The 13,692-nt window shown below is 40.1% G+C and carries 13 protein-coding genes; 6 read left to right on the top strand and 7 right to left on the bottom strand.

The genetic code is table 11. The annotated features are described in order from the left end of the window. Positions 1-37 precede the first annotated feature (37 nt). From BUE18_RS10875 to BUE18_RS27895, 7 genes are all read right to left on the bottom strand, one after another. Complete coding sequence (locus BUE18_RS10875) at positions 38-2,569, bottom strand: sigma 54-interacting transcriptional regulator (protein ID WP_073475606.1); 2,532 nt, start codon at positions 2,567-2,569, stop codon at positions 38-40. A gap of 148 nt (positions 2,570-2,717) precedes the next feature. Further along, positions 2,718-3,653, bottom strand: coding sequence for a DUF932 domain-containing protein (locus tag BUE18_RS10870; protein ID WP_073475605.1), 936 nt, complete (start codon positions 3,651-3,653; stop codon positions 2,718-2,720). Positions 3,654-3,706: 53 nt separating this feature from the next. Further along, entirely contained in the window at positions 3,707-4,099 is a 393-nt protein-coding gene (locus tag BUE18_RS10865) for a hypothetical protein (protein ID WP_073475604.1), read from the bottom strand. Between the two features lie 277 nt (positions 4,100-4,376). Beyond that, complete coding sequence (locus tag BUE18_RS10860; RefSeq protein ID WP_073475603.1) at positions 4,377-4,658, bottom strand: hypothetical protein; 282 nt, start codon at positions 4,656-4,658, stop codon at positions 4,377-4,379. Next, on the bottom strand, positions 4,651-5,466 hold the full coding sequence (locus tag BUE18_RS10855; RefSeq protein WP_073475602.1) for a RecB family exonuclease: 816 nt from the start codon (positions 5,464-5,466) through the stop codon (positions 4,651-4,653). The genes BUE18_RS10860 and BUE18_RS10855 overlap by 8 nt, the downstream gene beginning before the upstream one ends. A gap of 119 nt (positions 5,467-5,585) precedes the next feature. After that, the gene (locus BUE18_RS10850; RefSeq protein WP_073475601.1) at positions 5,586-6,281 is read right to left on the bottom strand and encodes an RAD52 family DNA repair protein; all 696 of its coding nucleotides are present in this window, start codon (positions 6,279-6,281) and stop codon (positions 5,586-5,588) included. Next, positions 6,247-6,402 (bottom strand): hypothetical protein, encoded by a 156-nt coding sequence (locus BUE18_RS27895; RefSeq protein WP_170868329.1) that lies wholly within the window; start codon positions 6,400-6,402, stop codon positions 6,247-6,249. Before BUE18_RS27895 ends, BUE18_RS10850 begins: the two co-directional genes overlap by 35 nt. A 246-nt stretch (positions 6,403-6,648) precedes the next feature. Between BUE18_RS27895 and BUE18_RS10845 the strand changes: the two genes are divergently transcribed. The 6 genes from BUE18_RS10845 (at position 6,649) to BUE18_RS27465 (ending at position 13,392) form a co-directional block, all read left to right on the top strand. Then, positions 6,649-8,136 carry a B12-binding domain-containing radical SAM protein gene (locus tag BUE18_RS10845; protein ID WP_073475600.1) on the top strand — a complete coding sequence of 496 codons (1,488 nt, stop codon included), beginning with the start codon at positions 6,649-6,651 and terminating at the stop codon, positions 8,134-8,136. Positions 8,137-8,586: 450 nt separating this feature from the next. Further along, the gene (locus tag BUE18_RS10840) at positions 8,587-9,702 is read left to right on the top strand and encodes a hypothetical protein (protein ID WP_073475599.1); all 1,116 of its coding nucleotides are present in this window, start codon (positions 8,587-8,589) and stop codon (positions 9,700-9,702) included. Positions 9,703-9,878: 176 nt separating this feature from the next. Then, positions 9,879-10,397, top strand: coding sequence for a Ros/MucR family transcriptional regulator (locus BUE18_RS10835; RefSeq protein ID WP_073475598.1), 519 nt, complete (start codon positions 9,879-9,881; stop codon positions 10,395-10,397). A 309-nt stretch (positions 10,398-10,706) separates the two neighbouring features. Next, positions 10,707-11,354 (top strand): nucleoside deaminase, encoded by a 648-nt coding sequence (locus BUE18_RS10830; protein WP_073475597.1) that lies wholly within the window; start codon positions 10,707-10,709, stop codon positions 11,352-11,354. Next, positions 11,344-12,816, top strand: a complete 1,473-nt coding sequence (gene dgt, locus BUE18_RS10825) for a dGTPase (protein WP_170868328.1) — start codon at positions 11,344-11,346, stop codon at positions 12,814-12,816. The genes BUE18_RS10830 and dgt overlap by 11 nt, the downstream gene beginning before the upstream one ends. A 9-nt stretch (positions 12,817-12,825) precedes the next feature. Continuing rightward, positions 12,826-13,392: a primase 1D-like protein gene (locus BUE18_RS27465; RefSeq protein WP_139264684.1), complete on the top strand. Its 567-nt coding sequence runs from the start codon at positions 12,826-12,828 to the stop codon at positions 13,390-13,392. The last annotated feature ends 300 nt before the right edge of the window (positions 13,393-13,692 follow it).

Raw genomic sequence — 13,692 nt, 5'->3', positions numbered from 1 at the left:
ACAAAACGTGGAAGATCTCTGCAGTAAAGGCGGATTTTTATTCATCCATAGATAACCAGTTGTACAAAGTTTTTCGGCTTATGCCAAGTAACTTGGCAGCTTCCGTTTTATTGCTTCCTGCTTTCTCAATAGCATCCAGTGCCTTCTGGCGGTTGGATTTGGGTATGGGTATATTTTCGATAGGCGCACGCCGTGCATTTATTAGGCCCGCCTCATTTTCAGGTCGATAATTTTCAAGGTCTGACGGGACAAGTTCGGAGGGTTGTTTTTCTAACACCTTTTCATGGACAATCCGTTCAATAAGGGATTTGAGCTCTCTGACATTGCCTGGCCACTCTAAAGATTGAAGGCGTCGAATGAATGCGTTCTGAACGGAAATGGCATCCGCCGGCATTTTCATCTCTTTCAATGCCTCAAGAACAAACGCATCTGTCAGGAAGGGAATGTCTTCAGGTCTATTTTTTAGGGGAGGGATATGAAAAGTAATTTTGTTTATCCGATAAAACAGGTCAGTTCGAAATTTTTTTGATTCTATCATTTCTTCAATGTTCGCATTGGTGGCGCAAACAATATTTCCGTTAAAAATGAGCTCCTCAGATTCATAACCTGCTCCAACCATGCGGTATTTTTTTGTTTCAAGAACGCGAAGTAGAGCTTTTTGCTGATCTATTGGCATTTCGCCGATTTCGTCCAAGAACAAAGTGCCCCCATTGGCAGCCCCAAAAACCCCTACGCGACTTTCCGCAGCTCCTGAAAAGGCGCCTTTTACATGCCCAAAGAGCTCGCTCTCTAATAATGTAGGTTGAATAGAGCCACAGTTGATAGCTTTGAAAGGTCCATCTGGTCTTAGCATTTGATGAGCCGCTTTCGCAAAAAGCTCTTTGCCAGTTCCAGATTCTCCAGTAAAGAGAATCTGGAATTGATTAGCAGGGCTGTTTACGAACTGGGCTATCCTAATTTTGATTGAGTCAATTTGTTCATTGACTGAGACAATATTTTTGCAAGCGGTGTATTTGTTATCAATTTTTTCTATCTCTTTTTTTGGATAGATTTTTTCAACTTCATTATTTTGTATACTGGAACCGTTTTTTTCATGAGAGATTTCATCGCTCAATTTAACAAGATTGCCGACTACTAAAGCGACAATGGATTTAGTAGAATGGGTGTTTTTGCGTGATTCTTCAATGAATGCCAGGAGAACACTGTTTGAGTATTCTGAAACTAACCGACGAACTTTTTCAGTGGCCAAATTTTCCGAGCAGTAATGAATAGTGTTAAATATTGTCCTGATATTTGTCTCTCCCAAAGACTCAATTTCCCCGCTAAAAAGATAGGCGTACTCAGTTTGGAACTCTAAACAATGAGAGATGATGTCTTCACAAGTATTTAAAAAAGTTACACAATTTACGATTTTTGATTTGGATTCAATATAGCTTGATTTTTCAGGTTCCTCCCCAGGATTCAAAATATAACCGGCCTTATGCGCAAATTTGAATAGATGATCTCTTACAAAATCCATGAAATAGTGTCTAGGAAAAACGATCAGACCAGTACTATTTTCTATGCCTTGGAGATTTTGAATTTCATCTTCCTGGAACGAAAACACTTTAACATTTTTATTGCAATCGATAACATTGACAATATCACAATAACAGTACCCCTCAATATCAAGACCGTCCACTAAACTTTCAGAATTAAAGTTAATATTATTCAGTTCGAATGATGGATTTGAGCTATTGAGAAATTTTATGTCATGTGTAGAAAACCATCCTATAGGAAAATCGCTTAAACTATATTTAAAAAGCACTCTCTTTAAAACCTGGAGTAAAAACAGAATTTCAGGAGAGCATGATATGACGTTCCATGATATGCGAAATATTTGTTTTATACGATTTTTAAGTCCGACAATTATTTTGCTAAAGCCATTCCCAAAATTTTTTAAAACGTTGTTTTTATTTGAACCTTCATTTGATTTGTTATTAGTATTGTGTGTATTAATAATCAAAAGTTTTTGAGATAATCCAGGCACAGCCGCTCTTCCCACTAATATGTTTTCGGTGTATTTGAAAAAATCATGGAATTTAAAACTTAATAAAGTCAAATATGGGGCGGACTTTGCTGATTCTATAAATTCAAAAATTTGATACCTCAATATTTTTTTTGTATCATTTGCTATATTACTATAATCGACATTGAAAGTAATATAATCTAATCTTGATAATTCCCATCTATAAAATAATTGATTTTTGGGAAATATATTATCTGGTACTAATTCATATTGCTGATCAAATGAAGAGATATCATCTTCAGAATAACCATACTTAACCAAATTCAAGGACTTTCCCAATTTTCTTTTGATTTTTGAATACTTTCCCTTGGAACAAGTATAAAATGTTGTTCTATTACAATGTGTACATGTTATTCCTATACGAGGCTTGAACCTACTACGTTTTATATCAAGAAATGCAATTCCATGCCTGTACGCAGCGATTAGGAGCTGATTAATAGTGTAATCCTTTTTACAATCATCAAACTGGCAAGTGAAAATAATGTCTTTCGGCTTTCTCATTCCCCCTCCTTGTTAAGATGCAATCAATTTATAATTATTTCATCATACTGTCTGCGGAGTAATTTTTCAAGTAGTCTCGAAAGTTTATAGCCCCCACCCACCTTCCGGCAGGCAGGGGCTAATCTCATAATGCAGCGTACTGCATTTTCTATTTCACCATCCCCAAAATAGCGCCTCCCACACGACCAAGCCGGTGACTGGCTTCTGCATTCAGGCCAGGGGCCTGACTGGCTTTGGTGTATGTGTTAACCACGTTGAACATGGTGGCGGGATTCTCCATTTCCTGCGGATAGGCCCAGTCCACTGCTTGTATCTCGGGATCGGCAAGCTGGAATTGCCGATTAAAGGAGTGAATAGTGTTGGACGGATTTTCAACCTGGCTCTCCATGGACAGCCGGAACCGCGTTTGTTGAACGTCCAGTTCTCCGGCTACCTGTTGAAAGGTTTCCGGGAACACTTCCATTACCTTTGCACTGATATGCCTATAAGAGGCAGATACAGCCGTTTTGGCAATCAGGCCATTGGTGCAGACCAGACGCAGAACGAAAGCTGCGATGGATAAGGCGGCTCTACCGACCTCTGAATTGCACACGGTGATGCCGGGAGTCAGCTTGTCGTCATTTCCCACGACAAAGGTCTTCTCGTGGTCGGGAATGGAAAGGGAGAAGAACTCGGCGTCCAGAGCCAACTGAATTTTCATGTCAGGTCCGAATCCCATCTGTTCCAGCCGTTCCATCACCCTGATGTTATCGACCGGCTGGTAACGGGGCGTGAATAAAGCTCTGACTTCGGTTCCGTCGAATCGAACAAAGAATTCATCGTTCTTCTCCCTGGCCAGCCAGTAGCCCAGATTCTCGGTCTGAAGATCAGCATCGCATTTGGACAGGTACGAATAAGGTACGCCCAGTCGAGTGGCGATCTGCCTCTGAGCAGTAGTGCGAACCGGGTGGCGCTCTTCCCCGATAAACATATTGTCGATGCCTTCAAACCGGATGTCTTTCACAGGGACCAGATCGTCGAAGCAGTTTTGGGACAGTTCAGATACACGGTTCCAGGCATTTTCCATGGTGGTCATAGTTTGCATAACAGGTTCTCCTTTATATTATAAGGTATGAGTATAATCAGGAATCAGGCGGCTTATGAGGCCAGGGCGATCAGTTCAGCATTGCAGCCGGTGAAGCTGATTTCCCACGGCGCAAGGGACTTGTCAGAAGCGAAGCCCACGTTCATCCAGGCTCCTCCAGGCATAACTCTCGGGTGGTGAATTCGGTCGAAGTCGATGAAGCGCCTGGAAACAAACAACCAGAATTCTTCTCCTACAATGGGATAGCCGTTAATCTTGTCGATGTTGTCCCAAGCAGGAAAGAGCAGCTCGTACAGAGCGGATATAACTTCTGATTGGCTTTCACAGGAATCGAAGATTGCCTGGATGTAGGCCTGCACATCTTCAGGGCTATTCAGGCCAAGGTGTTTCCAATGAGCCTGACATTCAGACTCAAGGCGTTCGGACGTAGCGGTGTTTTCGTTCATAACAAGGATTCTCCATATAGAAACCGGGACAGGATTTGCCCCGGACAGGTGGTTGTTATCTCTTGCAGGATTCTCACTCAGGGAGGGTTAGGAGGGTTGGAGGGTTTTTACCTACCTTTCTTGCTATGGGAAAAATTTAATTCTCTAAATATAGAAAGTTCGGTGTAGAACTGTCCTACCCTCCCCAACCCTCCAGCTTTGTCTGTGAAGGAAGCTATTTTTGTCAGAGTAAAGCGATTATCCTGCATGGTGATCCTGACCGAGTAATGCAGGCAGTTCAAGCTGCCTTCCTGGTCATTGCGTTTTGCATTGTACGCATTGCCATCTTGACCCGAAACCTCCTGGCGACGATGTCGTTGATGCGAGGATCGGTCTTGTCTTTTCGGATATGGCGTTTCAGGTCGCGGTCGTAATCCTGGCAAAGGTAACCCAGGAACTGAATCACCTTATCGGTGGAGTGGCTGTGCATGATCATGGTCAGATCCACCAGCTTAAGTTCGCTGTGGCCCTGGTCGATGGTCAGCCAGTTCTGAGCAGTTGAGACGATTTTATCATCCATGGTCGTATCCCTCCTGCATCCAATCCTGGCAGGCTTGCTTGTAGCCGCATCCAGAGCATTTCCAAGAGCCGAGGTTAGGCAACCACACTTCCGCCTGAATTCCAGCCCATACTTGTTTGATAAGCCGGGCGACTTGAAAGATTTCAAGTTCAGATCGAGTGGTATACACCTGCTCGAATTTGGGCTCTTTCGTTTTGATCAGGCAATCGAAGCGAAGGAGAAGATCATTGAACCGGAATCCGTTGATCTTTGCAGCGAGAGCATAGATAGATGCTTGAAGGCTCTCGTTAGCGTCCCTGGAGGGCATAGCCTTGGCTCGGGTTTTGTGATCCACGATGGTGACGATCCCGGATGAATCTTCCAGAACCAGGTCGAATACGCCAATGATTGGTATGTCCAAGCCATCAACAGAAAAGCTGAACGCTTCTTCCACGCCAATGATAGCTGTGTCTACGACTTCCAGCTTTTTTGCAAAGGCTTCCAGAAGGCTTTTGCCGGACAATAAGCCTGTTTCAAAGCTGTTGCCTCTTTTCCAGTGGATTTCATTCCGGTTTTCTGCATGTTCCTTCCAGGTGAGTTCCCAAAGATCGACCAATGCATCCACGGGAGTGACAACGCCGATCATGAGCGAGTTGTAAAACCTTTCAAGCACAGCATGGATCGCCTTTCCGAAAACCAGGGCGTCTGCCACGGATTTTGACCTGATCTTGTCCATGTACCTGAACTTGTATGCAAGTGAGCAATCCATGTACAGGCTGATGCTTGAGCAAGACAGGTGGGGTTGAGAACGTAGCTCATCCAAATTCATTCATTCACCTCCATGTTTGGGAAATGAAGATTCTTCAAAAACAGGGGCTATATCAGGACACAAAAATACGGTCCCGGGTATGCCCCTGGTTAAGTTGTGATCTCAGAATGTGCTGGTGGTTAGGCGGCGGCTTTGTTGTTCTGGAGGTGGGAGATGACGGAGGATGCTTCGTGGACGTTCAGGTGATCGAAGTTTCGGTTGAACAGTTCGACGGTAAGGGCATTAATGTCTTCTTCGTTCATGCCCTGGCGTTTGGATATGGCGAAAATAGCCCGTTTCTGTGAATCGGACATGGCTGGCTTAGTGCTCTGAGAAGGGGTGGCGGTTTTGGGAGTAGTGGTCTGAGACTTGGGCGCGGCTTTGGGAGCCTGTTTTCTGGTTCTGGTCTGGGCTGCGTTGTTCCCCCGATCTTTTGCACTGAAATCTCCATCCAGTTCTTCCAGGCACGTCATTCCAATATTGGTAAAAGTACGAAGTGCACGGGCGATGCTGCGAGTGCTGGCCATTCTGAGCAGATGCTTGGATACCCTGGAAGACGTATTCTGAGGGTTAGCATCACCGATGTCGGTGAAGGTTTCTCCATTCTTGGAGGTGACCACAGCTTTGCACACGGCGAAGTACCCGTTCTGATCATTGGGCAGTTGCAGCGGCTCCACCTCGATGGATTCCAGACCCTTTTGATGCCCAAGATCAAGCAGGCCAGGGTATGTGACGAAATCCCGCCCTTCGATCTTCACGATCCACCTGGGGTCCAGGTTCACTGCTTCGTTCTGGGCTGAGTCAGGGTTTGTGGTTTTTGTGGTTGTCTTCGGCATGAGCTTTTTTCCTTTCTTGTTTGTTGGTTGACGTAAAGGTTTCGACGCCCTGGAGAATTACTTTGATCACTTCCAGGGCGATAATTATGCCCTTTTCGATTGTCTCTTTATGAATGGCCATAAGCACCCTCTTTAAGTGTTAGGTTGATTCATGGGATACTATTTTAATAAGTTGTGAACGGGATGTGGTTAAAAATTAATATATATACTCCCAGCGATAGAACTTACGCCTCTACTGTATACGCTCTTTCGATTTTAAATAGGAGCCATTGACAATTTGTCACTTTTCCTATAGATAATCTGGCTTCTAAGGAGATATCTTGCATCATTACTATTTGTTATAGAATTTGCTAAGAGGGTGTAAAAATTGAAGGTATTGCTTATTTCGTCAATTTTTGATGGAGATCAATTTCGCATAGGTGAAAATATTGGGTTAAAGATAATTGATTCCATACTTAAAATTGAGGGTTTTCAAACACAAGTTATAGATCCATCTATTTTATCTCTTTCATGGAAGGATATGGCAAAAAATGTAGTGGAAGAAAAAATTGACGTTGTCGGTTTATCCATTCAATTTAATGCAGCTTTAGAGCCAGCAATAAAGTTTATAAAGTATGTTAAAAAGCGAAGTCCCGAAGTTAAAATAATAGTAGGCGGACATGTTCCGAGCCTATACTATGACTATGTTCTTAAAGTGTGTCCGGAAATTGATGCAGTCGTTTTATTCGATGCTGAGAATGTGATTGTAGACCTACTGAAATATCTAAATAGTGATATTTCATCAATAAATAACATTGCATATATAAAGGATGGTAAGATAAAGACTTCCATGATCACTGATAAATCCCTGGATTTGGATGAAGTTCCCTTCCAGTCCAGAGATAGTTCATCCAATTTTTTGGGAGATCCTCACTTCTTTATGATTTCTAGTCGGGGGTGTCCGCACAGGTGCTCATTTTGTTCAGTTCCTGTCTATAATGAAAAAGCCGGATATAATAAATGGCGATATAGATCAGCATCGAATGTATTTGCTGAAATTTTGTACTTATGTGATAATTTTGAGGCAAAATCTATATCTTTTTTAGATGATAATTTTTTGGCTACAAACCACGCTAAGTATAGGGCAGAGGAAATTGCAGATTTAATTTTAGAAAATGATGTTGAAATTTCCTGGTCTTTCGAATGCCGAGCCGATAGCATTGAACAGGAACTTTTCACTCACTTAAGGAGTTCTGGCTTAAAACATGTTTTCGTTGGCGTTGAGTCAGGGGTCCAACATGTTCTTGAAAGATACAACAAAAATATATATATCCATCAAAATTTTCACGCTATAGATATTTTGGAAAGTTTGAATATTGCATATACAATAGGTTTTATAATGTTTGATCCATTTACTACAATCACGGATATTCAAGAAAATATCAAATTTTTACGGAGAATAGGGGTTGTAAATTATCAAATACTCACTAATAAGTTAACAGTATACAAGGATACTCAAATATTCTATGAGTTGCAACAATTAGATTTGCTCCAAATCAACGGTATTTCATGTTCTTATAAGTTTAGTAGTAAAGTTGTAGAACGATTATTTAATGCTTTTCAATCCTTACTGTCTCCATATCGTGCTATTGACTTTGAAATGAAAAAAATTGAGTTTCGATTATCACAATCACGTATGCCAGATAAACTTGATCAATGGTTAGGATTTCGTAAATGGTATTGTGATGTTGTACTTAATGTAGCGGAAAATGTCATTACTTGCATCATTAATGATGGTCTTAATTTTGATTTAATAGCGAGAGACATTAGGGACTCTGTAGACCAATTAAAAACGAAGCTATCGCAGTTCCCTTAATCTTAAATGAGTGAAAATTTGATCGGGAAATTTATATTCTCTTATAACCTTTCTACTTCGTCGAAAAGATTGCTCGTTACTTTCTTGATTTCATACAAAATGTAAACAAGTATAGGCAATAGCAAACAGAGTTAATATTTTCCTGGAGTCAATCATTTGCTTGCATTTTCTAAATGATTCCCTTATATGATGTTAACCATGGAACGATAGAATGATAGACTACTTAAGAATGTTTCACCGATAAACTTTGCAGGCTATATTTTTTGAAAGGAGCTAAATCGTATGTGGGCTGATGGAAATGGCGGCGGCGGCGGCGGTGGTGGTGGTTAACTATTTAATTAAATCAATTTGGGCACTTTATTTATAAGGAATAAAAGTGCCCAAGTTGTTTGTTATTAATCAACCTTTCTTCTCTGGCACATTTCTTTAGGTAAGTAGGTAGAGTTCGTTATGAGTTACAAAAACAAGGAAAAAATTACAGCAAATTTTAGGAGGTATAAAGTTGTTAGTGTTCTTTTTGTAGCAATACTTTTTGGCATTATACTAAATTATGTTGCAATTACCAATGTCACTAGTGCTACAGCAAAAAATATTTTATCAGCGATGGGGTATAATTCAATAGCAGTTGGTCTTATTGGCTTTACTTTTGAGTGGTTAATTAGATCAGAGAACCGATCTGAAATTGAAAACTTGATCCTTTTTAATCCTACAACTATTGCTCAAGTAATAAGGAAGGATAAGGTAGGAGTATTGGTCTCTACCCTGTGCAAAGCTAAATTTCCAGACTCTGAAATAAAGGAACGTGTGCTTCACAATATTCTTGATCCAATTTTTCTCCAAAACAAGTATGATACCACTTCTGGTCCTTGGTCTGACTATAAAGTTAAAATAGAGCTAAAACCTGTTGATGTTGATGGTGATGGTGATGAGTTTGATGTTACAATTCGGATACGATACTACAACGAAACTTTGAGAAATAATTATTTAAAGTTTTCACGCGTAGAGACCTCGGATGAATTAGATAAGCGGCTAGGTTTTGAATATGAGTGGGTTTATTTTAATGGTAGAAAAGATAATACTAAAAATTTAAAAGACTTGTATGATGTTACATATGCCAGCGTTGATGGCATTGAATTGGAGAAGGATTCACATATTGTAAGTGGAAGCGATGCCATAGATATTAGGTGCTTGCCCAAAAAGGATGGTGATTTGGGCAATATCAAAGGGAATAATAGGCTTATAGAGCATGAGCAAAAAATCCATGCCATATATTCAGAGCCATATTTCTTTTACAAATTTCCGACTTTAATAAAGAATTTTGAAATTGATTTTACCATAGAGGGTAATTATAATCTGTATTTGAGAATGAATAATATTGTATTGTCTGGAGGGGTCGATGTTTCTCAATTACATAGGAACCACATAAATTTAGTAGTGCGCGATTACTGTCCGATTCAAGGGAAATTAATGTTTATTTGGAAAAAACTATCTGAAAAAGACGATTCAAAGGGATCATTTACAGAAGTTAAAAATGATATACATGCCTCTAATAATAATAATATGTAGTTCTATGATTCGCACACGTTTTAACAATGTTTTTTTCAATTTACATATACACGAGCATCCTTTTATGATGTATTTTCTATAACTAACTTTCCCTTTACTCCCCCACCACTTTCAATTACACTATCTATATTAATTCCAAACTTCACCCTAACCCCCGATATAAAGGAGAACACGCCATGTCCAAATCACTTTATGAATTAGCCGCTGAAATGGTTACTGCCCAGGCATCTCACGTCGCCATGACGCCCGATGAAATGGCGGAAGCGATCACAAAGGCATATCAAACGCTGGCTTCCATCAAAGCAATGGAAGAAACAGGAGATGCACCTGAAGTTGAAACGGAACCGGCTGATGAAGTCCCAGAGAAACTCTTAAAACTTAGGGAAGCTCCTTTACGGTCCATTCGTCAGAAGTCAGTGGTCTGCCTTGAGTGCGGCGCTGAGTTCAAGATGCTGACCAATAAGCACCTGGAACAGCATGGAATGACGGCAAACGAATACCGGGCCAAATATGGCATGAAGAAAAGGCAACCTCTGTCGTGCAAGTCGCTCAGTGCGGACCGGGCCAAAGTAGCGAAAGAAAAAGGCTTGGCTGATAAGCTGGTAGCCGCCAGGAACGCAAAAAAGGCAGATGCGAAGAAAGCCAAGGCACCTAAGAAAAAGGCTGCTCCCAAGGCGGATGCACCGGCTGAGTAGTGTTTCTGATCTGAGTTCTCCCCTGGCCTCTTGGAAGAGGGGCTGGGGGAAAATTTTTTAATCTAAGAGGGACTTAATGCGGTAGGGCTGAAATAAACGGGAGGTACCCTTTTATGGAATCTATATGGGGAATCTTTCAGTCCAATAGTTTTGTTTTTGATACTTTCCCGTCGGCTTTCCTAATTCCATCAAAACTGAGCCTGTTGAATCGCAGAAAGACTGGACAATTTTACGAGTAGCCATTATACTGGACGTCATTAGGTATAAGTTATACAGAGTATCAATATGGATATCTAAAAAGGGGGAATAATGGAGAGAAAGGTCGATAATCTAGTATCTTTGCCAGAGGATTTCAATGCTGAAAGGGACTTGTTATCTTTATCAGATCCTAAATTTGTTGACTTAAAGGACAGACTATACGACGAATATAAAGGCAGTGTTTCAGATGCAGATAATTCTGATGAATACTTTTCTTGGATTTCTTGTTGGATAGCATTATACTCAGTTCAAACAAATAATCTTGGTATAGGGGCATTACTCGTTGACCAGGACAATAAGATTGTCTCTTATTCGCATAATCAAGTTTTTTCCCCCAAATTTAGAAGCGATGCCCATGCCGAGATGTTAACTATTAATGATTTTGAATCGAGGCAGCCCTCCAAATGTAATTTATCAGGATATACAATTTATTCATCATTAGAGCCATGTCCAATGTGTTTGACAAGGTTAATAATTGCAGGTGTAGGAAGAGTTGTTTATGTTGCAGACGATGAATATGGTGGAATGGTTCACTTGATAGATCTCCTACCGAAGATATGGCAGGATTTGAGAAAAACGGGAGTCTACACGTCTTTAGAGTGCTGTCAGAATATCAAAAATCTCTCATCTGACATTTTCGCATACAATAGAGAACGACTCGATAGCACTCTTTTCGATGGAGGCCAAATTGGAGTCTAAATCGTATTATGAAAGCATACTTTCTTCTGATAGAAGGCGTAGCAGTACCGTTCCTGATAGATGTCTTGAGGCTGAACTGTCTAGCGATAGATCTAGGATAGTCTATTCCAATGCGTTTCGTAGAATGCAACAAAAAGCACAGGTTTTTTCTCTTGAAGATAACCCCGGTGTAAGAAGTCGTCTAACACATACGATGGAAGTCGCTGATTGTGGATGTCTAATAGCGTCTCAAATTGCTGACTCCTTAATAAAAATAAATAAATTAAAAACTGAGCAAAAACAACCATTTATCCGTGCTGTCGAGAATGCATGCTTACTTCACGATATAGGCAATCCTCCATTTGGTCATTTCGGTGAGATTGCAATCCAAAAATGGTTTGAAAAATATGGTCAGGATGCATTAAAAGCATCGATAAAGAAAAGAAAATCGGGGACTCCTAAATCTTCAGAAATTGATAGTTATATTCAGTCCAAGTTTCGTGATTTTACATTGTTTGACGGCAATCCCCAAGGTCTTAGAACCGTAACTAGATTAATAAGCTCTGAAGATCAGTATGGACTTAATTTAACATACACAACAATACTTTCCATCGTAAAATATATTTCTTCCCCTGAAAAAGTAAATAATGAACCACTTTCAAAAAAGCCCGGATACTTTTCAACGGAAGAAGACATAGTTAAGGAATGTCGAAGTAAGTTAAACATTGTAGAACAAAGTCGGATGCCATTCACTTACATCATGGAAGCGGCTGATGATATTAGTTACTGCATAAGCGATATCGAAGATGGGATAGAGAAACAAATTATTTGTGCCAATGATTTTTTTATTGGGTTGAAAGAAGAAATGGTAAAATTGGGATTAAAGGATGAACAGTTTCCTGGCGATGCTATAACTAAAATGATTAGACAGAAGGGGCAGAAAGCAGAAACAATGCTGCCTTTTAAAACACCTTTCGCTAGAGCGATGATTAAGTGTGCTGCGGAAACATTTGTTAAAGAACGTAGCAAAATTGTAAACGGGACTCTTAGTGAAATTTTTTCTGAAGAATCGTCTGAAGGACTATCACTGAAAGCAATTAAAAATGTTGCAAGGAAACTGCTTTTTTGTAGTTCAGAGGCTGAATATCCTGAAATTGCAGGTTATAATATAATTTTTGGATTATTGAACTGTTTGAAACCCCTTTTGGAGTGTGAAGTTGACGTATTTAAAGAGATGGTTTCATCTCCAGACAACAGCCAGAAAGGTTATGAACTGTGTTCTCGCCTTGTTCGACGACTACCCAACAAGCATAGAAAATCTTACTCAGATCAAGTTGAAAAAATATCAGGAAAAGGTAATAGTGAAAATGTTTTAAATGAGTGGCATTTTAGAGCGCATATGATAGTTGACTTCATTGCAGGCATGACTGACAACTTTGCCTTAGATACCTACCAGAGGTTACAAGGCATACGAATAGCATAGGTTTAACTAATGATGGACTCAATCATTTATCCAGAACAAATTTTGGCAACTTTTGCCGAAACCGTTGCTTCATCCGCTCTTTTTGAGTTTAGTAAGTATGTATATTCAAGAAAAGGACAGACTGATTCTAGAGATATTATTGCAATAGCAGCTAAGAATCTGCAAGAATGTAATATTCAAAAGATGCGTAATGAACTATATAGTAATCAAGAACTTGCTTTTCATTCAAAAGTTATTATTGAGAACACAATATATCATCTTCCAATGATTGATTTTATTACAAAAGATAGATCCCAATTGCCGATAACTCACTTAGAGGATTTTGCTTCTCTCCACTCATGCCAGTTGTTTATTTGCGAAAGTGGATCATCATTCCACGGTTATTTTACTACACTGCTTGATGTTAATTCGTGGTACAGTTTCTTAGGAGAACTACTGTTACTAAATATAACTCCTGGGAAAGATACAGTTGACACGAGATGGGTAGGACATAGTTTAATACAGGGATTTAGTTCACTTAGGCTTAGTAACAATACTAAAAAGCTACTACCTAAAATTATATATGTGAGTGATTGACATTCTCATCGCTACCACAATTCTTGAGCCCGTAATTTTACCCTGCCCCTCCATGGCAATAGCCTTCACTCAATATGGAATCACTCCTGAGACGATTGCCTCCACCAAACTTAATTGGAAACTCACCAACCTTTATCTTAGTTCGTAACCGTCTAAACAACCGCATCTTCACGGGTTAATCGGGATGTGGCATAAGAATTTCCATCTTTTGAAAGGAGATTCCATGTCGCAAGAAGCCATTTATCCGACGAAGAGCCGAGAAGATCGTTTTTCCGCACCAAGCCAAGACCTGTCCGATCC

The sequence above is a fragment of the Desulfatibacillum alkenivorans DSM 16219 genome, assembly GCF_900142135.1.
Lineage (GTDB): Bacteria > Desulfobacterota > Desulfobacteria > Desulfobacterales > Desulfatibacillaceae > Desulfatibacillum > Desulfatibacillum alkenivorans.
This window is presented reverse-complemented; position numbering and strand designations above follow the sequence as displayed.

Coding starts and splice junctions, on each gene's coding strand:
- BUE18_RS10850 (WP_073475601.1), bottom strand. CDS start 6,281: ATGCCGAAGACAACCACAAAAACCACAAACCCTGACTCAGCCCAGAAC.
- BUE18_RS10865 (WP_073475604.1), bottom strand. CDS start 4,099: ATGAACGAAAACACCGCTACGTCCGAACGCCTTGAGTCTGAATGTCAG.
- BUE18_RS10875 (WP_073475606.1), bottom strand. CDS start 2,569: ATGAGAAAGCCGAAAGACATTATTTTCACTTGCCAGTTTGATGATTGT.
- BUE18_RS27895 (WP_170868329.1), bottom strand. CDS start 6,402: ATGGCCATTCATAAAGAGACAATCGAAAAGGGCATAATTATCGCCCTG.
- BUE18_RS10840 (WP_073475599.1), top strand. CDS start 8,587: ATGAGTTACAAAAACAAGGAAAAAATTACAGCAAATTTTAGGAGGTAT.
- BUE18_RS10830 (WP_073475597.1), top strand. CDS start 10,707: ATGGAGAGAAAGGTCGATAATCTAGTATCTTTGCCAGAGGATTTCAAT.
- BUE18_RS10870 (WP_073475605.1), bottom strand. CDS start 3,653: ATGCAAACTATGACCACCATGGAAAATGCCTGGAACCGTGTATCTGAA.
- BUE18_RS10855 (WP_073475602.1), bottom strand. CDS start 5,466: ATGAATTTGGATGAGCTACGTTCTCAACCCCACCTGTCTTGCTCAAGC.
- BUE18_RS10860 (WP_073475603.1), bottom strand. CDS start 4,658: ATGGATGATAAAATCGTCTCAACTGCTCAGAACTGGCTGACCATCGAC.
- BUE18_RS10835 (WP_073475598.1), top strand. CDS start 9,879: ATGTCCAAATCACTTTATGAATTAGCCGCTGAAATGGTTACTGCCCAG.
- BUE18_RS27465 (WP_139264684.1), top strand. CDS start 12,826: ATGATGGACTCAATCATTTATCCAGAACAAATTTTGGCAACTTTTGCC.